The sequence below is a fragment of the Mycolicibacter algericus DSM 45454 genome, from assembly GCF_002086455.1.
In the GTDB taxonomy this organism is placed as follows: domain Bacteria; phylum Actinomycetota; class Actinomycetes; order Mycobacteriales; family Mycobacteriaceae; genus Mycobacterium; species Mycobacterium algericum.
The window spans coordinates 263999-287271 of the sequence record NZ_MVHC01000004.1 but is presented as its reverse complement, the minus strand read 5'-3'; the positions used below and the strand labels follow the sequence as shown (position 1 = coordinate 287271).

Sequence of the window (23273 nt, the reverse complement as noted above, 5' to 3'; positions counted from 1 at the left end):
ATGACGGCGTCTCCGTATATCCCGGCAATCGCACGCCCGATGCTGCGGGTCTACCGCATGATGTCGGCACCGACCATCCGGCTTGGCCACATGCTGGTCTTTTTCGGCCGCGCCGCAGCCGGTGTCCCGACCGTGCTGCGCCACTACCGTAAGGAGTTCCTGCGGCTGCTCTCCGACATCGCCTGGGGCAACGGCTCCATCGTGGTCGGGGGCGGCACCGCCGGGGTGGCCCTGGTACTCGGCTTCACCGCCGGTGCGCTGGTGGCGATCGAGGGCTACAATTTCCTGAATCTGCTGGGGCTGGGCCCGGCGACCGGCATCATCTCCTCGCTGGTCAACACCCGTGAGCTGGCGCCGATCATGGCGTCGCTGGCGTTCGCCATGCAGGCCGGCTGCCGCTTCACCGCGCAGCTCGGCGCGATGCGGATCGCCGAGGAGATCGACGCGCTCGATGCGATCGCCATCAAGCCGATCCCCTACCTGGTCACCACCAGGCTGATGGCCGCGACCATCGCCGTCATCCCGCTGTATGTGGCCTGCCTGGCGACCACCTACCTGACCTGCCAGGTGGTCACCGGCGTCATCAGCGGCGGGTCCATCGGCCCGTACCTGCACTACTTCACCATGATGCTGTCCGGACAAGACATCGTCTATTCGGTGCTCAAGTGCGTGGTGTTCGTGTGGTTGGCCTCCACCGTGCAGTGCTACTACGGCTTCTACGCCGCCGGCGGCCCGGAAGGTGTCGGGGTAGCCGCCGGTCGCGCCATGCGGGCGTCCATCACGATCGTGATCATGGTCAACATGCTGCTCACGATGGCGTTGTGGAGCATCGACGCCGGCGCAAGGTTCGGTGGCTGAGTGGGCAACTCCCTCGACCTCGACGGCCGCGGCCCCTCCGATCGCCAACTCCTCGGCGCCGGGGTGGCGGTTCTCGCGGTGATCGCGGTGATCACCACGGGCCTGCTGGCCAAGTCCACCGGCATGCTCAACAGTTACGTGCGGGTGGTGGCCGACCTGATCAACGTCGGCGACGGGCTGCCCGCCCAGTCCGACGTCAAGTACCGCGGCCTGTTGGTCGGCAGCGTCACCGACGTCATCCCGGCGGCCTACGGCAAGCCCAACTACGTGCACATCAACCTCAAACCCGACCACGCCAAGGACATCCCGGCCTCCGTCACCGCCCGGGTGGTGCCGTCCAACGTCTTCGCGGTGTCGTCCATCCAGCTCGTCGACCCCGGCGACGGCGCCGCCGGCGACTCGATGATCCGGGACGGCACGCACATCGCCGAGAACGGTGAGCTGTCCACGGTGATCTTCCAGACCACGGTGTCGAAACTGCGCGACATCCTGGCCGCCACCGGCCGCGGCCGCGAGGACCACAGCCTGGGAATCCTGGCCGCCGTCGGCGCGGCCACCGACAACCGGCGGGTCAAACTGCTCGGCGCCGGCGCGAACATGTCCCGACTGCTGGAGCAGCTCAACGGCATCGTCGCCACCGAGCCCGGACCGTCGACCGTCTCGGCCCTGCTCGATGCCACCCACGGCCTGCAGTCGACCGCCCCCGATCTGGTCGACGCGCTGCATCAGGCGGTCCAGCCGATGCGGGTGTTCGCCGAGAAACGCGCCGAACTGGCCTCGCTGGTCGCCGGTGGCCAGCACACCGTGGGCGTCTCCCGGGAGGCGTTCGACAACCACATCGATCAGCTGATCCAGATCACCCACAACCTCACGCCCGTCGTCGGCGTGCTGGCCAACAACGCCGACAAATTCGTCCCGATCTTCACCCGGGTCAACCGGCTCTCCGACAAGTTCTTCGACCAGCTCTACGACCCCAAATTGATCACCCGGAGCATGCGCGCCAACCTGTCCTTCACCCCGTTGCACACCTACACCCGGGCCGACTGCCCGCAGTACGGCCAGGTGAAGGGGCCGAGCTGCTACACCGCGCCGATGATCTCGGTACGGCCCGAACTGCCCGAGACCATGCTTCCGCAGAATTACCGCTTCCCGGCCGGACTCGAGCCGCCGCCGGGCACCGAGATCGGCCCGGACGGGAACCTCCGCGCCGTCGGGCCGCCGCTGATCAACCCCGATCGCAACCTCGAGGACACCAACCCGCCGCTGCCGTGGTGGACCGGGCCGTTCCCGCGCGTCCCCAGCAATGCCGACCCGCTCGACCCCGCTCCCCCGCCGCCGCCGGAGCCGCCGATCCCGGCCCAGCCCCACGCGCCGGAGTGGCAGCCGCCGTCCCCGGTCGCGCCCGCCGCCTACAGCGGCAATGTCGGATTCGCCGCTTACGGCGGGAATGTCGGACCCGTCGGCAGCCAGACCGAACGCAACCAGCTCGGCCTGATCACCGGGCAGCACGAACCGGCGTCGGTGGCGACCCAGTTGCTACTCGGGCCGGTCGCGCGCGGCACCACCGTTTCATTCGTCCCCGCCGGCACGGGAGATCACAAGTGACATTCCGCGGCCCACTGATCGGCCTCTCCATATTCATGGTCGTCTCGACGGTGCTGACCTGGCTGGTCTACGCCACACTGCGACGCGACGTCGCCGGGGCCACCACGCCGTACGCGGCGGTGTTCACCGACGTGTACGGGTTGCGCGAAGGCGACGACGTCCGGATGGCCGGGGTGCGGGTGGGCCGGGTGGAGAAGGTCGAGCTGGACGGGAAGCTGGCGAAGGTCTCGTTCATCGTCCAAAACGACCAGAAGCTGTACGGCAATACGGTCGCATCGGTGACGTATCAGAACATCATCGGCCAGCGCTATCTCGGGTTGTCGCTGGGTGCGGGCGCGGGCGCCCCCGACCAGGACCGGGTGCTGCCCCGCGGCAGCGTCATCGGAGTGGAACACACCGAACCGTCCTTCGACGTCGGCGCCCTGCTCAACGGCTTCAAACCGTTGATGTCGCTGCTGAATCCCAAGCAAGCCGACGATCTGACCAAGGGGGTGCTGCAGTCGCTGCAGGGCGACCAGGCGTCGATCGCTGCGCTGGTGGATCAGTCGTCGACGCTGACCGCCACGCTGGCCGGGCGCGACGAGATGCTCGGTGACCTGATCACCAGTCTCAACCGGCTGACCGGAACCATCGCCGGACAGAACGATCAGTTGGACCACGCCCTCAACCAGGCCCGGCGGGCGGTCACCGACCTGGATGCGCGCCGCCCGGCATTGCAGTCCTCGGTCGGCTCGCTGGCCCGGGTGACGCGGCAACTGTCCAACATCGCCGACGAGGTCTTCCCGTCCTTCGAGGAGATGGTCAACCGGGAACCCGGGTTCACCAAGCACATGGCGGGGATAGAACCGCAACTGGCGTTCACCGGCGCGAACCTGCCGCTGCTGCTCAAGGGCCTGGGACGGGCGTTCGGGGAGGGCGCCTACGGCAACGCCTACCTCTGCGACCTGAACGCCACCGGCTTCTTCCCCGGCCTCAACGACATCACCACGATCATCGTCAACGCCGCCACCCCCGGCAATGCCCGCCCGATCACCCGGGAGAACCTGGCGTGGCACTCGCCCCGATGCCGGAACACCGTCGATGGGTAGCGCCATGCCGATGCGGAGCGGCGGATTCCTCCGCCGGTGGCGGGAGCGACCGCTGGAGTCCTACCACACCACCTGGTTGGGATTCGGCGCGCTGGCCGTGGTGGCGGTGCTCGTCGCCGCGGCGCTGTTGGTCAAGGTGCTCGGCGTCGGCTACACCCGTTACACCGCCGAGTTCGCCCAGGCCGCCGCCCTGTCCCCCGGCAACCCGATCGTGGTCGCCGGCATCGAGGTGGGCCGGGTGTCGAGCATGCGACTCGCCGGCAACCACGTCGAGGCCGGCCTGACGGTGCGCAACGACATCCCGCTGGGCAAGGACACCCGGGCCAAGATCCAGGTGATGACGATCCTCGGCTCCCGCTACCTCAAGTTGGAGCCCGACGGCCCCGGTTCGTTGCCCGGCAAACGGATCAGCCTCACCCACACCGAGGTGCCCTACGACCTGGAGTCGCTGCTCGAGGACGCCACCACCACGTTCGACCAGGTCGACTCCGACCAGTTCGCGCAGTCGCTGGCAGTGCTCGGCCAGCAACTCCAGGGGATGCCGCCGATCATCCCGCGGGCGATGGCCAACCTGCATTCGCTGGCCAAGATCACCGCCGACCGGCGCGACCAGCTCGGCACACTGCTGGCCAGCACCCAGCGGGTGGCCAACACGCTGCACAACCAACAGACGAACTTGGGCAACCTGGTCGATCAGGGCCAGGATCTCATCGGGGAGTTGGTGTTGCGGCAGCACACTTTCCACGCGATGCTGGCGGCGCTGACCAGTCTGACGGGCAACCTGAACAACATCGTGGTCAACGACCGGGCGATGCTCGACGACATGCTGGTCAACGTGCGCTCACTGTCGGACATGCTCGGCCAGCACGACGACCTGCTGCGCAGCCTGATCCAGTCCGCGCCGCCGCCGCTGCGGGGTATCACCAACGCCACCGGTTACGGCCCGGGCATCGAGTTCTTCGCCGGCAACGGGATCGCGATCGACTCCTGGATGTGCGCCATCAGCGGCCGCGCCAAGCAGTTCGGCATGATCGAATACTTCAAGGACTGCAAATGAGCGCGCCCCCGAGGATCGCCGCCGATGACCCGATCGAGGAGCCGGATGACCCGGGTCCGTCGACCCGCCAGGCACTCTCGGCAGGCTCCGGCCGGGACCGTCGGCGCCTCAGGGCGATCGTGACGAGCCTGATCGCCGGCGCGCTGGTCGTCGCAGGCGTGGCCGTCTACTACCTCAAACCGTTCGGTGGGCACATCACCGTCACCGCCCAGTTCGACAGCGCCGCAGGGTTGTACGAGGACAATGTGGTCGCGGTGCTCGGGATGCCGGTGGGCAAGGTCAAAAAGGTCACCCCGAAGGGCGAATACGTCGAGGCGGAGTTCACCGTCGACCGCGGGGTGAAGGTGCCCGCCGATGTCCACGCGGTGACCATCAACACCTCGATCCTCACCGCACGGCAGATCGAGTTGACGCCGGCCTACGCGGGCGGCCCGGTGCTGGCCGACCGCACCACCATCGGACTGAATCGCACCCGGACACCGGTGGCGTTCGACCGCGTGCTGGACATGCTCGACAAGGTCTCCAAATCGCTCGGCGGCGACGGCAAAGGCAACGGGCCGATCGCCGATGTGATCAACGCCGGCGCCGACATCGCCGACGGCAACGGCGAGAAGATCAAATCGGCGCTCGGCGAGTTGTCCCGGGCCCTGCGACTCAGCTCCGACAACGGCGAGGCGACCGGTGATCAATTGACCACGATCATCACCAATCTCAGCTCACTGATGGACGCGGCGGCCCGCAACGACGCCAAGTTGCGTCAATTCGGCTCCACCACCCGGCAATTGGGTCAGATGCTCGCCGACGAGGACTTCGGCACCGGCAGCACCGGTCACAAGTTCAACGAGATCATCACGCAGGCGACCACGCTGCTGCAGGCCAACCGGGACAACCTCAAGCAAGCCGTCCTCAACGGCGACACGGCAGCGACGACGCTCGTCGAAAAGCAACGCGACCTGGCCGAGCTGCTCAACCTGCTGCCGTTGACGTTGGAGAACCTCTACAACGCCGTCGACACCAACAACGGGGCGGTCCGGCTGCACGCCCTGGTCGACAAGATCCTCGTCGACAGCCAAAGCACCAAGGAGCTGTGCAACATGATGCACCTTCGCCAGTTGGGTTGTGGCACCGGAACCTTGGCGGATTACGGCCCGGATTTCGGGCTGACGTATGTGCTGGACGGCCTTTCGATGATGGGGCAGTAGACGTGACGCGACGACTGGGGTCCCCGAGGGCGGCACTGGCCCTGCTGTGCAGTGCAATGGTGGTCTCGTCGGCGGCGGGCTGCGGCACCAATGGCCTGGGCAGCCTGCCGCTGCCGGCGCCCGGCATCGGCAGTGGGGGATATCGGATCACCGCGGTGTTCGCCAACGCGCTGAACCTGCCCGGGCACGCCAAGGTGAAGCTCGCCGGCGCCGACGTCGGTCAGCTAGAGTCGATGGTCGCCCGCAACTACACCGCGGTCACCGAACTGCGGATCATGGACGGTGTCCGGATCCCGGTGGGCAGCACCGCTGAATTGCGGTCGGCGACCCCGCTCGGCGACGTGTTCGTCGCGATCAAACCGCCGGCCCGGGTCGACCCGTCGGCCCCGCTGCTCAAGGGCGGCGACGTCATCGGGTTGGACGCCACCGCGTCGGCCGCCACCGTGGAGTCGGTTCTGAGCTCGGCAGCGCTGCTGGTGAACGGCGGTGCGGTGCAGAACTTCACCAACCTCGTCAACGGCGCCGGTAAGGCCACCGGCGACCAGGGCGAAGCGTTCGGGAAACTGATCAACCAGTCCAACGAACTGCTGGCGAAACTCAACGCCCGCTCCGGCGAGATCGAGACGGCGCTGCGTGAGACCAGCCGGCTCGCCGACCGGCTCGACGCCCGCAGCGAGGCGCTGACCGAGATGCTCAACGCGGCGGGCCCGGCCACCGACACACTGGTGGACAACACCAGTCAGCTCGCCGACCTCGTCGAGGAGCTCGGCGCAACCAGCCGACAGCTGGCCCGGTTTCCGTCGATCGCCGGGACCGACGACTCCGGGCACAGTTTCATCAAGGACGCCAACATAATCGCCGGCGCTTGGAACGATGTGGCGACCGACCCGAACACCAGCCTGCGCGCGCTGAACCGGCTGATGGCACCGTTGATCAAATCGACGGCCGGCACCGGTGTCGCGGTACACGCCAGCATCGACCGACTGGTGTGGGGCTCGATGCCCGACGCCGGGTTCAAGGGCGACCCGGCGTTCCACGGCCCGAAACGCTACGACTGGGCCAAACTGGCCGGCTCGATCAAGTACGCGCTCTGGCGGCTGCAAGAACGCGTGGTGGGTCGCGGCCCGGACTCCGACATGGGTCAGGCGCCGTGGACGGCCGTCGGGCCACCGATCCCCCCGACACCGGCCGAGGCTGAGGCCGCTGCCAACGACCCGGGCCTGATGGGGCAGGGGCCGACACCATGATCGATGCCGTCAGCCGTCGCATCGTCGCGCTGGTTCGCGCCGGTTACCGGCGAAAGAACCTGCTGTCGGGGCTCGCGCTGGCGATGACCCTGGTGGTGGCGACCGCCTACCTGTTGGTGGGGGCGCTGCGGGTCAATCCGACCCGCTCGACCTACCAGATCACGATCGCGCTGCCCGATTCCGGTGGGCTGCTCGCCAACCAGGACGTCTCGGTCCGCGGGGTTCCGGTGGGCCGGATCGAGTCGCTGCGGGTCAGCGGCACCGGTGTCGACGCGGTCGCCAACATCTCCTCGACGGTGAAGATTCCGGCCGCCAGCAAGGTGCGGGTGTCGGGTCTGTCGGCCGCCGGTGAGCAGTACATCGACTTCGAGCCCCCGTCCAGCGCCGGGCCCTTCCTCTCGGGCGGCAGCGTCGTCTCCCAGGACCGTGTGACGACCCCGATCCCGATGTCGCAGTTGCTCGCCGACGCCGATGGCATGCTGGCACAGACCGACCCGCGCAAACTCGACCTGATCAAGAAGGAACTCAGCCTGTCCGACGAGGGCCCCCAGAAGCTCACCGACATCGTCGACGGCGGCACCTTCTTGTTGTCCACCCTGGATTCGGTGCTGCCGGAGACGGTGAGCTTGCTGAAGTCGAGCCGGGTGGTGCTCACCATGCTCAGCGACGTCAACAACGGTATGGCCGTGACCTCGGCGAACCTCGACAAGGTGTTCAAGGGAATCAGCCCGATGATGGGCGGCTACCGCCGATTCGTCGACCAGGCGCCCGGCATGCTGTCGGCGGTCGACGGGCTCTTCGACGACAACTCCGACACCATGGTCGGCCTACTGGCCAATCTGGCCACCACGGCGCAACTGCTCTACGTCCGGGTTCCGGCGCTCAACGCGCTGTTCCCCGATTACCGCCGGTCGACGGTGGAGGCGCTCGACTCGGCGATCCACGAGGACGGGATGTGGGCGACGGTGGACATCTACCCGCGCTACACCTGCGATTACGGCACGCCGCGGCGCCCGCCGTCGGCGGCGGACTACCCCGAGCCGTTCTTGTACGGCTATTGCCGTGACACCGACCAGTCGGTCTTGGTGCGTGGTGCCCACAACGCGCCGCGCCCGCCGGGGGACGACACCGCCGGCCCGCCGCCGGGCGCCGACTTGGCCGCGACCACCGACCCGACCCCCAAGGGGCGCTACACCGTTCCCACCGAGTACGGCGGGCCGCCGATGTTGATCGAGCCGCCAGAATGACACCCGAGGAGACGCCGCGGTGAGCACCGCTGACGAACCGGCCGCCGAAGATACCCCCAAGCAGACGGAAACCGCCGAGGGCGAACCGGAATCGACGGTCACCGAGAAACCGGCCGCCGCGCCGCAGACGGCCGGCCCGCCACCGCCGAACCGGTGGGCGATCGCCGGCATCGCCGCCGTCTACCTGACGGTGTTCGGCCTGGCAGCGGGGCTGGGCTGGCAACTGTGGCAACAACACCGGGTCGCCGCCGCCGCCGCGGCCGGGCAGCGTGCCGCCGTGGACTACGCCCAGGTGTTGACCAGCATCGACTCCGGCAAGGTCGACGACGACTTCGCCACGGTACTCAACGGCGCGACCGGTGATTTCAAGGACACCTACACCAAGGCCAGCGTTGAGCTGCGCCAGCTGCTCATCGACAACAAGGCCTCGGCGCGCGGCACGGTGGTGGACTCGGCGGTCCAGTCGGAGTCCACCGACAAGGTGGTGGTGCTGGTGATGGTCGATCAGACGGTCAGCAACACCGCGCGCCCCGACCCGCGGGTCGATCGCAGCCGGATGAAGATGACGATGCAGAAGGTCGACGGCCGATGGCTGGCCGGCAAAGTCGAACTGCCCTAGGAGGGAAGCTATGTGGGCGACCCGGCTACTGACGGGCGTAGCGGCCGCGGCGTTGTTGGTGTCCGCGGCACCGCCGGCGAGCGCCTCGGCGCCGTCGTTCTGCAGCGGGCTGGGCGGCGCCTGGGACGGCCACTACTGCAGCACCGATGTGCGCTCCGAGCGACAGGCGACCCGCTACATCCGGATGGCGGTGCCCGGTGACCTGATCGACCACCCGGTCGCCGGGCCGCCGATCCGTGACTACCTGTCGAAGTTGTTCGGCAACTGGCGCGCCAAGGGCGCCTCGATGGTCGCCGACAGCTGGGGCAACGAGAATTTCGAGATCTTCCAGCACGGTGACGCGCTGAGCGTGGTCTTCCACGAGGACTACCACTCCGACGGGCCGTACATCAACAACGCCTACCGCACCTTCACCTTCGACATGGCTCGTGGACAACAACTGCAGTTGGCCGACATCACCAAACCGGGGGTGGATCCGTTCGCGACGATCCCGCAGCTCGGCGAGCCCTACATCGTGGCGGCATTGGACCGGGCGTTCTGGGAGCACCGCCCCGGTGACTATCCGTTCGTGCCCGAACGATTCACCCCCGACAAGGTGTTCTCCGGGGGTTACCGGTCATGGGCGTTGACCCCCGACGAGTTGATCCTGTACATGCCCGATTACCCGGTCAGCCACGACTCGCCGATCCAGTACAACCAGATGCAGTGGTACATGGACGGCGGCAACGTCCAAGCGCACATCCCGCTGTCGGCGCTCAGTTCGATCCTCCGCCCTGAATTCGGCGGTTCAGCGAGCCTCGACGGAGGAGAGGCGACACTGGGACCGCCGCATGAACCCGGCGGCGCCTGACGGGCTATCCTTCGCCGAGATTGAACTGATGCAGGCGAATCCGCGGAAAATGCTGCATGGTTGCAATCTCGCGGAGAGCGGGCCGGTGTCTCAGGCGTAGCGGAACAGCAGCATGCTCGCCGTGACCACCGCCGCGGCCAGCGCGATCACCGGCGCCACGACGGCGCGGGCCAGCGTGGCGCCGACGACGGCACCGCCGATCATCGTCAGCACCACTCCCAGCCGCAGCTTCTGGCGCTCGCCGGTGCCGTCGGCCAGCCGGCTGTCCACCCCGAGGCCCACGATCGTCGAGGTGAGGACGGTGGTGTAGAGCTCCTGGATGCCGAACTGGCGTGCGGTCGAGTTCTGTACGCCGAACGCCACCGCGAGGCCGCCGATCAAGAGCAGTCTGGTGGCGTCGGCGTATTGCAACACGCCGGCACCGGTCAGCGCGGCCAGCACGAGCAGTAACACCACCTCGATGCTCAACGCCGCGGTCACCCACACCCGGGGCCGGTGACCCAGGCTCCGCACCAGTCGGCCGCCGAAGATCGCCCCGAGCAAGAAGCCGCCGAACGCCAGCAACACCGCGGTCAGGTCGAATCCCGCACCCGGGACGAACACGAAGCCCAGAAAGATCGCGTTGCCGGTCATGTTCGCGACGAAGACACGCCCGAGCACCAGGACGCTGATCGCGTCGACCAGGCCGGTGGCGAAGGTCAGCAGCAGCAGGGCGGTCACGGTGCGCCGCGGTGAGATCGGCGACGTGACGAGCATGGGTCAGCTCTGGAATCGCGGCGTGAGGTCCAGCGAGGTGATGGTGGGCATTCTGGTGACCACCCATCGGTTCTGCTCGCGTTTCATGTAAAGCCGGTAGGCCAGGTATTTGATCGACGGAACGGCCCTGTTCAGTTCGCTGGTGGCCGAGGTGTTGGTGTACACGAGGACAGTGGCTTCCGGCCCGTCCAGGGATTCCACCGCGGCACCGACGATCTCGGTGGTGTCGGTGACCTTGGCCTGCTTGTTGCTCTCGGCGATCGCGGCGATGAACTTGCGGTACTGGGCTTCCAGGTCACCACTGAGATAGACCGCCGCCCGATCCGGCAGGGTGTCCATGTTCTCGGGCGTGTAGTTCCACAGTGTGTGGATCGCCCGGGCCGCGGTGCGGGCGATGTCGAGTTTGGTGGCCACCTCGGCGCGGTCGACGAGGTAGGGCTGGGCGGCGCCGGCCGCGAACGCCGCCGACGCGATGAAGAGCGCACTGGCCAGCGCGCCGGCCACCCGCAGGCTGATCCGCCTGCGGACACGGGGTTTCGTTGCGGCGGTTTCGCTTTCGTCGCCGTCCCGGGTTTCGTCGGTCTCGTCTCCGGGTTCGCCGTCACCGTCACCGTCGTCGTCGGTGGTGGTGGCCTCGATGTCCTCGGTCAGACCGTCGTCACCGTCGGAGGACGTCTCGGTCACAGCACCTGGTTCAGATTGCTGATCTTCCACTGGTCCCCTTCCTTCTGCGCCGTCAGCAGCCAGCGGGATGCGGCGCTGATGTCCTGCTTGCCGTCGGGTGATTTACCGCTGTTCTCGACGGCCACCAACACGTTGACGCTGCCATCGTCGTTCCACCGCTCGACCCCGGTCCCGACCACCGTTCCGGTGGTCGGCTCGCTACGCGCGACCGCGAGCAGGATCTGATTGGCCTTGTCCTGGCACTCCTGCTCGAATTCGCCGGTGGCGTGGGCCATCACGTCTGCGACGTAGTCGTTGGCGTTGAACGGATCCGGCGAGGAGAACATCGTCATGAAGGCCTCCACTTCGCCGAGGACCTCGACATCGCGCATCGCCGCCCGATGGTTGGAGGCATGCGAGACCAACACCAGGGTGCACACCGTGATCGCCGCGGCCGCCAGCAGCAGTGCGGCCGTCAGCACGGCGGTCAGCGCCCGGCCCGGCGGCACGTCCCGCTCGACGAACAGCGGCCGGTGATCGGCGCCGAGCTGCCGCCGCGGACTCATCTCTCCCCCTCGGCCGGCAGCGGCTTGCTGACGACGGTGAGGTCATCGACCCGCCAGTCCCCTGCGGCCTTGGCGAAGGTGACCCGCACGGTGGCGCTGATCAGGCGCTCCTTTCCGGCGGTGCCGCGCTGCCCCTGCAGGAACAGCAGCATCGCCCCCCGGCGCGGGGTCGCGTTGAGGACGGCGGCGTCGGCGACCCGGTAGTAGTTCGGAACCGGTGCGCCGTTGCGGATCGCATCTTGTTGCGGCACCAACTGTTCGCGATATTTCTCGGTCGCCAACGACTGGGCCCGGGCGAAGTCGTCCTGCAGGGTCTTCGGGTCGTACGACAACATGTCCGCGACGATCTTGGGTCCCTGCCGGGAGAGCTCGCCCCGCGCCACCTCCGCGGAGTGCTCACGCTGGAAGACCAGCAGGTAGCTGACCACTGCGGCGATGACGCTGAGCGCGGCGGCCGCCACGAACGCCGCGCCCGTCTTGGCCCGGATTCCCTCCGGCCGCGGGCGTGTCCCGGCCTGGCGGACCTCGGTGCCGGTCAGGATGTCGGCGAAGGTCCGCCCACGCTTGTCGCGCAGCGACCAGATCCAGCCCGCCAAGAACGGCACGGTATCGAGCAGGTGCGCCACCTCGCGCAGCAACAACCGCGCAACACCGACCGGTTCGGTCGTGCCGCCACCGCGCACCACCTCGATTCCGGAGTATGCGCGGCCCAGGCTCCACCCGGTGAGCACCGGCAGCAGCGTCCGGTTGACCGCGGTCGCCAGGATCGCCAGCCCGGCGATCGACATCGTGACCCACCACCACGGCCCGCCGGCCGGAAAGCCCAGTGCCACCAGCGCCATCGCCGCCGCCACCACCGCGCCCGGCAGCAGGTCGATCGCCAGCGCGGCCGCCCGTGCCCGCCACCGCGCCGGCTCGGGCGCCTGCGTTACCGCGTCGGTCACCGGGCCACCTGATCGAGTCTGCCGATCCGGTACTGGCCGTCTTCGCGGACCATCTGGGCCCGCAGCCGGTAGCCCACCTCTTTGCCCTGGGTCTCGACGTTGTCGACCTTGACCCGGAAAGCGACCAGGACGTCGACCGAGCCGTCCTCGTTGTTCCGCTCGACCGCGGCACCCATTTCGGTGAGCTCGGTGCGCACCTTGGCCGCCCGATATGCCTGAACGAAGATCTCCCCGTACAGGCCCGCCTGGGTCCGGAACTCGCCGGCGGCGCAGTCGAGGATCTGCTGCTGGGCCAAGGCCACGTCGGATCCGTCGGGCGCCTGGGTGGCCAGGACGCAGTGCTTCGCCGCCTCCACCGCTTCCGCGTTGTCGCGGGCCATGACCTGACTCGCGGCATGGTCGCGCAGACCCTGGTAGCCGGCGGCCACCAACCCCGCGGCCAGTACGACCAACAACGCACAGCTACCGAGCAGGTGTCGGCGCCCGAGGCGGGACGGCGCCGACCCGGCGTCCGCTGCGTCGGCCTGGATCGATTCCGTCGTCGCGTCGTCTGCTGCGCTGGGCTCGTCCGCAACAATTGCGGAATCTGTGGTAGCGGCGGTGTCTGCGGTCTGCTGCTCCCCGTCCGTGGTCACTGGAACGGTGCCAGCATCCCCTTCCATGCGTCGTCTCCTATGTTGGTCGAGTTCTCGACGGAGTATTCGACGCCGTCCGGCCCCACCGCCTGGCCACTCTGTGGATTGTAGATCGCAGCGGGCCCCCCGCCCGGCGTGTAGACGCAGGGGTTCGGTTGCTGCCCGTTGCACTGCACGCTACCGGTACCCGGCCGGGTCAGCGGGTCGTTCAGCGGCGGCGGCGTCGGGGGCACCATATCCGCCGGTAGCGGGTTGAGGCCGGTGTTGATCGACGGCGCCGGGATCACGTGGCCGGGTTCGACGGGCTGGTCACAGCGCGCCCCCAGTGCCGGGCAGTTGCGGATCTGGTTCGGGTCGCCGTACCAGGGGTTGGTGCCCAGCGGGATGTAGGGCTTGTCGCTGCGGCATTCCTTCGGCGTCGGGGCCCGCTTGCCCGGCACGTCGACACACGGGATGTTGCGGACGCCGCGCACGTTGTTCGACGGCGTGTCCTGCGGAATCCGGCAGGAGACGTCGGGGAGGTCGGCGGGACTGGTGTCGGCGAACGCCCGCCACTCCGATGCCGGCAGGTAGCCGGTCAGACACGGCGGCGGGTAGCCCAGGCTCAGGCCCGGAATCGGGATCGGGAAAACCGGGCCCGGGAAGGCCCCGAGTGCCACGTCTATTGATGCGCGCCCCGGGAACGTCGAGCTGACCGTCTGGACGATGGAACCGGCCTGCGGCAGGAACACCAACACCTGTTCGGTGTTGCGGTTGTAGCGCTTGGCCATCTCGGTCAGGATCGACATGTTCGCCATCATCTGCGGCAGGCTGTCCTTGGACTGGGTGAACACGCTGTGCACCTGCTCGACCAGCGGCGGCAGGTCGGTCAGGATGTGCTTCACCGTTTCGTCGCGGCTGGCGGCCTGAGCGCTCAGGACGTTGAGGTTGCGCGCCCATTGGTGGATCGCGTCGCCCGACTGGACCTGGCTCTCGATGATCGGCGCCGATTTCTCGATGATGTCGTCGACGTCGCCGAGGTTCTCCTTGAGGTCGGCGACGATCGCCTGCGTCGCGTCGACCAGTCGCTGCAGCGAGGGCCCCAAACCGCCGACAGCGGTCGCGGTCTCGTCGAGCACCTCGGTGATCTTGCCCGTCGGCAACGCGGCCAGGCCGCGGTTGGCGGCGTCCAGCGCCGGCCCGATCGCCGACGGCACGGTGCCCTTGGTGATCGTCTGGCCCCGTTTGAGGTACTGGTCCGGGTTATCCGTGGACACCAGATCCAGGTACTGCTCACCGATCGCCGACACCGAATGCACATTCGCGGTCGCGTCGACCGGGATCTTGTACTTGTCGGAGATCTGCATCGTGGCCTGCGCGCCCGTCTCGGTCGGCTCGACTCCGGTGACCCGGCCGATGATGGTTCCGCGGTAGGTGACGTTGGCGGTCTTGTACAGACCACCGGCCTCGGGCAGGTTCGCCTTGAGGGTGTACTGACCCAGGCCGGCAAGGCTCGGCAGGCGCAAGTAGTACACGCCCAGCACCGCCAGGGCGGCGACGGTCAGCACGCTGAAGATGATCAGCTGCCGTTTGATCTGCGCTGTCAGCAATTCCGGTCAGCCCTTTCCACATACGGACCGCCGGGCGCGCTGGCGGGGTTCGGCGTGTACCGGACGTCCGGGATCATCTTCTCGGGGTCGTGGCCGAAGGACTGCTCGAGCGCGCGCAGCATCCCCGAGAACCCGGTGCCGGTCAGGATCGCGTTGTCGATCGAGGCGAACGTCAGATCCACGACCAGCGAGGAGTTGATGAAGTCGCCGCGCACCGCCTTGAAGGCACCGTCGACGTGGTACGGCGCGGTGATCATGACCTGCAACAGGTCCGGTATGAACGGTGACGCCTTGCGGAGTTCCCGCGCGGGACACTGCATCGACGTCAGCACCTTGTTGAGGTCGCCCCGGGCCGGCGCGATCTGTTCGTTGGTCGCCCGGCCCATCTGGCCGAGCCCGTCGATGGCGTTGATGAAGATCGCCTGCTGGGCGTTGAAGTACTTGAACAGCGGCGGGAAGTCGGTCAGCACCCGGTCGATGGCGTCGTTGTGCTCGCTGAAGTAGCCGAGCAGCCGGTTGGTGGAGTCGATGGCGTGCGTGATGTCGTCACGCTGGTCGTTGAGGGAACCGATGAACGTGTCCAGTTTGTCCAGGAACGCCCGGATCTGTTCGGCCCGGCCACCCATGATCGCGTCGAACTCGGTGGTGATGGTCTCCAGGTCCGACAACCCGCCGCGGTGCAACAGCAGCGAGATACCGGCGAGGGTCCGCTCGATGGTCGGGAACGACGTCGAGTTGTTCAGCCCGATGGTGTCGCCGTCCTTGAGCTCGCCCACCGGGTCCGGCGGCGCCGCCAGCTCGATGTGCTGAGATCCCAGCAGGCTGGTCTGGCCGATCTTCGCGGTGGCGTTGCGCGGCAGGTGAACGTCCTTGTTGAGCTTGAGCTTCAGCGTGGCGACCCAGTTCTTCAACTCGATCTGGTCGACCGCGCCGACGAACACGTCGGCGACGAGCACCCGGCTGTTGCCGTTGAGCGCCAAGGTGTCCGGCACCTGCACATAGACGGTGTAGGAGCCGGGGCCGCTGCCGGGCCCGCCCGGCAGCGGAACGTTGGCGATACCCCGCCAATCCCGACACGAGGTCAGCGTCAACGCCACCATCAGCAGCACCAGGGCCTGCCAGGAGCGCCGGCTGACGGTCTTCATCGCTCTACTTCGTCTCATCAGCCTTCACCTCGCGGGGGAAGCGGTGCCACCGGGCCCGGGATCACATTCGGTCCGGGCGGGGGCGGTGCTATCGGAGCCACCCCGGGCGGCTGACCGATGAACGGCAGCGGACCGGGCGCCTCGTCGTAGGCGTTCGGCGGGCCGGGCGGGGTCTGATACTGGGACTCGATCGGCGCCGGGTCCGGGCCGCCCATCAACTGCGCCAGCGATTCGGGTGTCAACAGCCGGGCGGTGTCGTGACCGGGCTCCACACCCTGCATTCCGGGTGCGGTGATCCAGCCCGGCTGCGAGTTCTTGTGCGACAGCGGGGTGTCCGGTACCCAGATGCCGGGCACGGTGGTGTCCTTGTATCCCGGTGGCGGCTGCAGCCGCGGCTCGGAGTACGCGATCTGCTTGGGCGTGGTGTAGGCGCTGGTCCAGATGTTGATACCGAACGGCAGGTAGTTGAACTTGATGGCGTCGGCCACCGGCGCGAGGTACTCCGCGCACAGTTCGGCCGAGTCCTGGTAACCCAGCCGGCTGCCGGCCTGGATCGCGCTACAGATGAACTGCATCGGGTTGGCGAAGTTCGGCAGCACCGGGAAGCCGGTGACGGCGCCCTGCGCGGGGTGGTAGATCTCACCCGCGCCGGCCAACACGTTCGGCAGCACGTGCAGTGCGGTCTCCAGGCCTTCGAGCGGGTCCGGCTGGGTGAGGGCCGTCGACACCTCGGCCATGTTGTCGATGGTCTTGACCAGCGGTTCCTGGTTCTGGTTCAGGAACGCCCGGACGATCGTCATGGTGGCGTAGAACTGGTCGGAGGCCTTCGCGAGCTCCTGATCGGTGGTGGTCAGGTTGTTGCTGAACGTGGCCAGGTCCCGGTTGAGCTGAACGAACTGCTGGTCGTTGTGGTCGAGCGCCCGCACGAACAGCGCGAGGCTGCGCGTCACGGCGTAGAAGTCGCCGCGGCCCTTGTTCAGCGCGGTCAGCGCATCCGAGAGGCTGCTGAACGTCGTGTTGATCTGCTCGCCCTTGCCGGCCAGGCTGTCGGCGAAGGTCTCGATCGCCTCGCCGATCGGCCCCTTGGGCTGCTCCTTGGTCGGGCCCAGCTTGGTGATGATGTTGGTGACGTCGTTGCGCAGCGTGTCCCACTCGACCGGCACCTCGGTGCGTTCTTCGGGGATGACTGCCTTGTTGGCCAGCACCGGGCCGCCGCGGTAGGGCGGCTCCAGCTGAATGGTGCGTGATGCCACCAGGGTCGGGTTCAAGATGATCGCCTTGGCGTCGGCCGGCACCTTGTACTTGTTGTTGAAGTGCAGCGTGACCTTCATCTTGTCGCCGGCCGGTTCGATCTTGTCGATCGCGCCCACCCGCACACCCATGATCTGGACGGCGTCGCCGGCGTACAGCGCGTCGGTCGACGGGAAGTAGGCGACGACCGTGGTGCTGTTGAGCTTGCGGAACAGCTGCAGACCGCCGAAGCCGGCCACCAACGCCAGCACCAGCAGCGCCGAACCCACGATGATCGTGGCACGCGACATCTGGGGCAGACGCACGTTGCGAATGTCGAAAGCGGTACTCACGTCCGGCTACCTCCCTTCCAGCGAGCCGCCGCCGCCACCTGGCTGACTGTTTCCGCCTTCACCGGGAGCGATGAACGGCGCCGGCAGTTGGTCGCCCGGTCCCGGCGGTGCGGCCGGACCGGGTGCCCTGGGCGCCGGCGGGGGCGCCGCACCCGGGTTGGCCGGAGCCGGTCCGGGCATCGGGCCCAGCGGCTCGGAGCGCGCTCCCGGATTGGCGTCGGGCATCGGTACCGGGGTGCCCGGCACCACCGGCGGGGTCTCGCCGGGCCGGCCGGCGATCGGAATGCCCGGCGTCGACGGCAACCCGTCCGGGTTCGGCGGCGAGACCAGCACATCGGTCGGGCCCGGGTACGGTCCGCTCGGACCGAACGGTCCCGCGTTCGGGTCCAGGTTCGCGCAGGGCAACGGGTTGCCCGGGGTCGGGAACAGGCCGGCTGCCGGCGCGTAGGAGCACGGCGATCCCGGTGCCACGGCCGGTCCGGGGTGCTCCGGCGTGCCCTCGATCACCTGCGGTGCGGGCGGCGGTGCGCCGTTGGCGAACCGGGTCCCGTTGGGGTCGGGGTAGCGGAACTCCGGCAGGCCCGCGTTGCGCCAGAACTCCTCCGGCGAGATGCCGCGCTTCTTGAACGCGGCGTCGACCCACGGCTGCAGAATCCAGAACGGGATCACGTTGAGCGCCGAGACCTTGAAGTACGGTCCCGAGGCGATCGCGTCGTTGACGATCGTCAGGTAGCGGCCCAGGATCGTGAATATCTCGCGCAGGTTGTCCTGGCGGCGCACCAGCATGTCGGTGATGTTCTGGGCCTCGACGAACACGTGGCGCAGATCCAGGTTCGGGTTGTCCCTGACCAGGCCCTGCACCTGTTCGCCGAAGTAGGCGATGTTGCCCAGCAACGCCGAGATGGCCTGACTGCGCTGGTTGAACGCGCCCAGCAGGGTCTGGGTGTTGCGCAGCACCGCGTCGATCTGGCCGCTGCGGTCGCCCATCACCGCGGCGATCTTGTTGGCCTGGGCCAGCAGATGGGTGATCTCGTCGTCGCGCTTGCCGATGGTGTCGGAGAACTTGGCAACGCCGTCCAACGCCGCACTCAGATCGGGGGCGGTCTCGCTGACCGTCTCCGAGAGCACCTTCAGGGACCGCTTGACGGTGTCGATGTCCCAGCCGGCCGCGGCCTTGGTGACGTCGAAGACCGCGTCGTAGAGCTGATAGGGCGTGGTGCTCTGCCCCAGCGGCAGCACTCCCTGCGGCGACAACTTCTTTTCGCCCTTGGGGTCGATGGCCAATACCTTGCGGCCCAGGATGGTGTCGGTCTTCACCCCGATGAGGCTGTCCGTCCCGATCGGGTTGGCGCCGACGGAGAACCGGACCAGGACGTGATCGCCGTCGATGGACAGGTCCTGGACCTTGCCGACATCCACGCCCGAGATGCGGACCTTGTCCCCGGCGGTGAGCCCACCGGTGTCGGAGAGCTCGCCGAAGTAGCTCGGCTCGGCGAACAGCATCGGCACCGTGGTGAAGGTCTGCCCCACCAAGGTCACCAATGCGACCGTGATGATGCCGATCACGCCGATCCGTGCCCGGTTGGGCGGTTCCAGAGTCCTCACTGCGGTGTGCACCTCCCGGTCGGCTGCTGCCAGAGCCGGACGTTGCGAACCGGTCCGCCGGGCTGCAGGCCCGGAAGCTTGATAGTGGCGTCACAGATGTAGAAGTTGAAGAAGTCGCCGTAGACGCCAGTCCGCCCGATGAGCTTGAGCGCCTGCGGGATCCGCTCCAACAGTCCCTCGACGTCGGCCATGCGGTCCGGTGGCTCGGGGCCCGCGACCGGGAAGATGCTGTGCAGCTGCGGACGGTTGTCGGCCAGCAGGTCGGCCAGGTTGCCGGCGGCGTTGCCGAATTCGGCGGTGCCGAAGGCCAGACCGGTGCGGTGGTCGTTGAGGCCCTTGACCAGCTTGTCGAAGTTGTCGACGGTCTCGTCGAACGTCTGGCGGTGCCGAACCGCGGTGTCCAGCACGGTGTTGAGGTTCTTGACCACCTCGCCGATCGCGGCGTCCCGGTCGGCGATGTGCGCGGTCAGCTGCGCGGTCTGCTGCAGGATGTCGTTGATGGTGCCGCCCTGGCCCTGGAACACCGTGACGATCGACGAGGCGATGGTGTTGATCTTGTCCGGGTCGAGCGCCCGGAACACCGGTTTGAATCCACCGATCAGCGCATCGAGGTCAAGGGCCGGCTCGGTGCGGGAGGCCGGGATGAACCCGCCGGCGGGCAGGCGCTGGTCGGCGCCCTCGCCGTCGCCCCGCTTGAGCTCCAGGTACCGGTTGCCGATGAGGTCGTCGTAACGGATCTGCGCGGTGGTCGACTGGTACAGCGGCAGCGAGCGGTCGACGTCGAAGTCGACCACCACGCGGCGGCCGCCGTCGACCAGGTGCACGTTTTTGACCTTGCCGATCTCCACCCCGGAGGCACGGACGAACTGGCCCTGGCGCAGGCCGCTGGCGTTGGTGAACTCCGCGGAGTAGCGCGACGTCCGGTCGAACCGGATCTGCCCGAATACCACGACCAGCCCGATCGTGAAGAGCAGCAGCACCGATCCGACGACGCCGAGTTTGACTGCAGTCCTGGTGATGTTCATGGGTTGATCGTGTTATCCCCGACTTGGCGGCCCCAGACGTAATCGATTGCCCAGGGCGATCCGACCTCGAAATGGTTGTAGGGTGCTTGGCTGACTCCGGTGTCGGCCACCAGGTACGGCGCCGGCCAGAAATCGTGGGTGATCTCCTGCCAACAGCCGGGCGCCCCACCGGGTCCGCCGCGGGCGTTGTAGCGCGGCAGGTTGTCCGGGTAGATGTAGGGGTTGGCCGGGCTGACCAGCTCACTGACGGTGTCCAGCGCGTAACCGTCGCCACCGCCGAGGAAGTTGTACACCTTGGGCGCGCCCTCGGCGAGGTTGCGGATGGCGCAGAACAGTTCCGGGCTGTACTCGTCGAGCAGCGCCGACACCGGAACCAGGTCGGAGAACTGCGCCCGCAGGTACGGACCGAACCGGTCGGTGATGTCCGCGCCGAGGTTGCCCACGCCGGCCGCGGCCAGCAGCGCGGCGTCCAGTTGTTTCTGCTGGGTGGTGATCGTCTTCACCGTGGTGGGCGAGTGCTCCAGGAAGCCGACCAGGTCCGGCGCACCGGCGGCGTAGACGTCCCCGAGCGTCGCGAAGCCCTTGAGGTCGCGCCGGAAGTAGGGCATCCGCGCGTTGACGTCGTCGAGGATCGCGTTCCCGTTGACCAGGGATTCGCCGAACTTGTCCCCGAGGCCGGTCAATGCCTCCGCGGCGGCGTGCAGCGTGAGGTTCAGTTTGACCGGGTCGACGCTCTCGGAGAGCTTGGTCACCGTCTCGAACAGCGTGTTGAGTTCGGTGGTCACCGACGTCGCGATGATGTGCTTGGTGCTGATGCGCTCCGTCGTCGGGTTGTCCGGCGCGGTCAGCGACACGTACTTGTTGCCGAACAACGTGGTCGCCATGATGTTGGCCTCGACGTTGGACGGGATCAGCTTGATGTATTTCGGGTCCACGTCGAGGGTGAACTTGGCCGCCGGCTTCTCTTCGAACTCCGTCGGCGCGATGGCCGACACCCGTCCGATCTGCACGCCGTTGTAGGTCACCGGACCGCCCGGGTCCATCACCAGGCCGGCACGCGGCGCCACCATGGTCAGCGACGTCGTCTTGATGAACGCCCCGCGGAACTGGCCGTAGACCAATCCGGTGATGAGCAGCAGGACCGCCAGGGTCACCACACCCGCGACCCGGTAGGGCGGGGTCTGCGACTTGTTCTCTCTCCCGGTTGCCATCGTCATCACATCGTCAGGTTGAAGTTGGGGTCGACGCCGTAGAGCGCCAACGCGGCGAACAACACGACCGTCGGGACCGAGATCAGCGACAGTCGCATCGATCGGCCGACCGCCTCGCCGACACCGACCGGGCCACCACTGGCATTGAAGCCGTAGTAACAGTGGGTGATCATGACGATCACCGCGATCAGGATGGTCTCCATGAACGACCAGAACACGTCGTCGGCCCGTAGGAAGGTCCGGAAGTAGTGGTCGTAGGTTCCCGATGACTGTCCGAAGAACAGCGTGGTGACGATCTGCGGCGAGGCGAACGCCATGATCAGCGCCAGCGCGTACAGCGGGATGATCACCGTGAAGCCGGCCACCACGCGGGTGGACACCAGGTAGGAGATGGAGTTGATCCCCATCACCTCCAGCGCGTCGATCTCTTCGCTGATCCGCATCGCGCCGAGTTCGGCGGTGGCTCCGGCGCCCACGGTCGCGGCCAGGGCGATGCCGGCGTTGACCGGGCCGACCACGCGGACGTTGACCAGCGCCGCGGCGAAACCGGTGTAGGTCTCCACCCCGATATTGCCGAGCGAGGTGAACCCCTGGATCGCGATCAGCGAGCCACCGGCCAGCATCACGAAGCCGATGATCGCCACGGTGCCGCCGATGACGGCCATGGCGCCGGTGCCCATCCCCAGCTCGGCGATCAGCCGCAGCGACTCCCGGCGGTATCGACGCAGCGCCCACGGGATCTGCCGAATGGCGGTCAGGAAGAACCAGCCCATCTGGCCGCTCTTGTCGAGCGAACGCCCCGCCGCTCCGACGTAACGGTGATAGTTCGCGATCAGCCCGGGAAACCGGGCGCGCACCACTGCTGATGTCGACATCTCAGGTCCCCGTTCCGAACTTCACGCCGATGGTGGTCAGCACGACGTTCACCGCGAACAACGCGATCACGCACAGCACCACCGTCTCGTTCACGGCCGTCCCCAACCCTTTGGAACCACCGCGAACAGTAAGACCCCGATAACAACCAACCAAGCCTGCGATAAGTCCGAAGACGCTGGCCTTGACCGTGGAGATGATCACCTCGGGTAGCCCGGTCAGCAATGTCAGCGTCGACAGGTAGGCACCGCCGGAGACATTCTGCAGGTACACGCCGAACAGGAAACCGCCCGCCAGGCCGATGACGATGACCAGGGCGTTGAGCAGCAGGGCGACGACGGTCGCGGCGATCACCCGCGGCACCACCAGGCGATGGATCGGGTCGATACCGAGCACCTCCATCGCGTCGATCTCCTCGCGGATGGTGCGCGCGCCCAGGTCGGCGCAGATCGCGGTCGAACCCGCGCCGGCGACCACCAGCACGGTGACCAGCGGGCCCAGCTGGGTGACCGCTGCGATGCCGGCGCCGGCACCCGAGACGTCGGCGGCTCCGAACTGGGCCAACAGGATATTGAGGGTGAAGACCAGCAGCACCGTCAGCGGGATCGCGACGGCAACGGTCGGCACGAGGGCGACGCTGGTGATGAACCAGCCCTGCTGGAGGGTCTCGCGCCACTGGAACGGCGGCATGAACAGTGCCCGCGCGGTCAGCGCGCACATCCGGAAAAACCCGCCGACCATCACCAGCGGCGGCATCACCCGATCACGGGCGAAATCGACCAGGCGGGGACGCGCCGGAGCCGTCACAACACCCCCCTCACCGGAGCCTCCGCGTCACGACGCAGCAGGGGATCGCGTCGCACAGGCTCTCTCCATCCGTCCAAGTTCTCTCCGAGACCCGCGTC

Annotated in this window: 22 protein-coding genes; 9 read left to right on the top strand and 13 right to left on the bottom strand. The window is 67.7% G+C overall.

Annotation, left to right across the window (positions count from 1 at the left end):
- From BST10_RS06435 to BST10_RS06395, 9 genes are read left to right on the top strand one after another with little or no spacing between them, the layout of a single operon-like run.
- Complete coding sequence (locus tag BST10_RS06435) at positions 1-858, top strand: ABC transporter permease (RefSeq protein ID WP_083037125.1); 858 nt, start codon at positions 1-3, stop codon at positions 856-858.
- Positions 859-2463, top strand: a complete 1605-nt coding sequence (locus tag BST10_RS06430) for an MlaD family protein (protein ID WP_083037124.1) — start codon at positions 859-861, stop codon at positions 2461-2463.
- Positions 2460-3551 carry an MCE family protein gene (locus tag BST10_RS06425; protein WP_083037123.1) on the top strand — a complete coding sequence of 364 codons (1092 nt, stop codon included), beginning with the start codon at positions 2460-2462 and terminating at the stop codon, positions 3549-3551. Before BST10_RS06430 ends, BST10_RS06425 begins: the two co-directional genes overlap by 4 nt.
- Positions 3552-3555: 4 nt before the next feature.
- Positions 3556-4608, top strand: coding sequence for an MCE family protein (locus BST10_RS06420; RefSeq protein WP_163762396.1), 1053 nt, complete (start codon positions 3556-3558; stop codon positions 4606-4608).
- A complete protein-coding gene (locus BST10_RS06415; protein ID WP_109559423.1) occupies positions 4605-5810 on the top strand; it encodes an MCE family protein in 1206 nt (401 codons plus the stop codon). Before BST10_RS06420 ends, BST10_RS06415 begins: the two co-directional genes overlap by 4 nt.
- A 56-nt stretch (positions 5811-5866) precedes the next feature.
- A complete protein-coding gene (locus BST10_RS06410; RefSeq protein WP_083037122.1) occupies positions 5867-7057 on the top strand; it encodes an MCE family protein in 1191 nt (396 codons plus the stop codon).
- Positions 7054-8304 carry an MlaD family protein gene (locus BST10_RS06405; protein WP_083037121.1) on the top strand — a complete coding sequence of 417 codons (1251 nt, stop codon included), beginning with the start codon at positions 7054-7056 and terminating at the stop codon, positions 8302-8304. Before BST10_RS06410 ends, BST10_RS06405 begins: the two co-directional genes overlap by 4 nt.
- 19 nt (positions 8305-8323) lie before the next feature.
- Positions 8324-8923: an Mce protein gene (locus BST10_RS06400; RefSeq protein ID WP_083037120.1), complete on the top strand. Its 600-nt coding sequence runs from the start codon at positions 8324-8326 to the stop codon at positions 8921-8923.
- A gap of 10 nt (positions 8924-8933) precedes the next feature.
- A complete protein-coding gene (locus BST10_RS06395; protein ID WP_013827077.1) occupies positions 8934-9773 on the top strand; it encodes a mannan-binding protein in 840 nt (279 codons plus the stop codon).
- A gap of 90 nt (positions 9774-9863) precedes the next feature.
- Here the strand turns inward: BST10_RS06395 and BST10_RS06390 are convergent, their stop codons facing one another.
- From BST10_RS06390 to BST10_RS06330, 13 genes are read right to left on the bottom strand one after another with little or no spacing between them, the layout of a single operon-like run.
- Positions 9864-10529, bottom strand: coding sequence for a YoaK family protein (locus tag BST10_RS06390; RefSeq protein ID WP_083037119.1), 666 nt, complete (start codon positions 10527-10529; stop codon positions 9864-9866).
- Positions 10530-10532: 3 nt separating this feature from the next.
- Complete coding sequence (locus tag BST10_RS06385; RefSeq protein ID WP_083037118.1) at positions 10533-11213, bottom strand: mammalian cell entry protein; 681 nt, start codon at positions 11211-11213, stop codon at positions 10533-10535.
- Positions 11210-11758 (bottom strand): mammalian cell entry protein, encoded by a 549-nt coding sequence (locus BST10_RS06380; protein WP_083037117.1) that lies wholly within the window; start codon positions 11756-11758, stop codon positions 11210-11212. Before BST10_RS06380 ends, BST10_RS06385 begins: the two co-directional genes overlap by 4 nt.
- On the bottom strand, positions 11755-12702 hold the full coding sequence (locus BST10_RS06375) for an RDD family protein (RefSeq protein ID WP_083037116.1): 948 nt from the start codon (positions 12700-12702) through the stop codon (positions 11755-11757). The genes BST10_RS06380 and BST10_RS06375 overlap by 4 nt, the downstream gene beginning before the upstream one ends.
- On the bottom strand, positions 12699-13364 hold the full coding sequence (locus BST10_RS06370) for an Mce protein (RefSeq protein ID WP_235673671.1): 666 nt from the start codon (positions 13362-13364) through the stop codon (positions 12699-12701). The genes BST10_RS06375 and BST10_RS06370 overlap by 4 nt, the downstream gene beginning before the upstream one ends.
- Positions 13334-14926, bottom strand: a complete 1593-nt coding sequence (locus BST10_RS06365) for an MCE family protein (protein ID WP_083037115.1) — start codon at positions 14924-14926, stop codon at positions 13334-13336. The genes BST10_RS06370 and BST10_RS06365 overlap by 31 nt, the downstream gene beginning before the upstream one ends.
- Positions 14920-16071, bottom strand: coding sequence for an MCE family protein (locus BST10_RS06360; protein ID WP_083037114.1), 1152 nt, complete (start codon positions 16069-16071; stop codon positions 14920-14922). The genes BST10_RS06365 and BST10_RS06360 overlap by 7 nt, the downstream gene beginning before the upstream one ends.
- Before the next feature lie 17 nt (positions 16072-16088).
- Entirely contained in the window at positions 16089-17654 is a 1566-nt protein-coding gene (locus BST10_RS06355; protein WP_083037113.1) for a virulence factor Mce family protein, read from the bottom strand.
- Positions 17655-17660: 6 nt separating this feature from the next.
- Positions 17661-19259 carry an MCE family protein gene (locus tag BST10_RS06350; RefSeq protein WP_083037112.1) on the bottom strand — a complete coding sequence of 533 codons (1599 nt, stop codon included), beginning with the start codon at positions 19257-19259 and terminating at the stop codon, positions 17661-17663.
- On the bottom strand, positions 19256-20284 hold the full coding sequence (locus BST10_RS06345; protein WP_013827067.1) for an MCE family protein: 1029 nt from the start codon (positions 20282-20284) through the stop codon (positions 19256-19258). The genes BST10_RS06350 and BST10_RS06345 overlap by 4 nt, the downstream gene beginning before the upstream one ends.
- Positions 20281-21495, bottom strand: coding sequence for an MCE family protein (locus BST10_RS06340; protein WP_013827066.1), 1215 nt, complete (start codon positions 21493-21495; stop codon positions 20281-20283). The genes BST10_RS06345 and BST10_RS06340 overlap by 4 nt, the downstream gene beginning before the upstream one ends.
- Before the next feature lie 5 nt (positions 21496-21500).
- A complete protein-coding gene (locus BST10_RS06335; RefSeq protein ID WP_041316666.1) occupies positions 21501-22370 on the bottom strand; it encodes an ABC transporter permease in 870 nt (289 codons plus the stop codon).
- Position 22371: 1 nt separating this feature from the next.
- Entirely contained in the window at positions 22372-23124 is a 753-nt protein-coding gene (locus BST10_RS06330; protein WP_085975688.1) for an MlaE family ABC transporter permease, read from the bottom strand.
- Positions 23125-23273 lie beyond the last annotated feature (149 nt).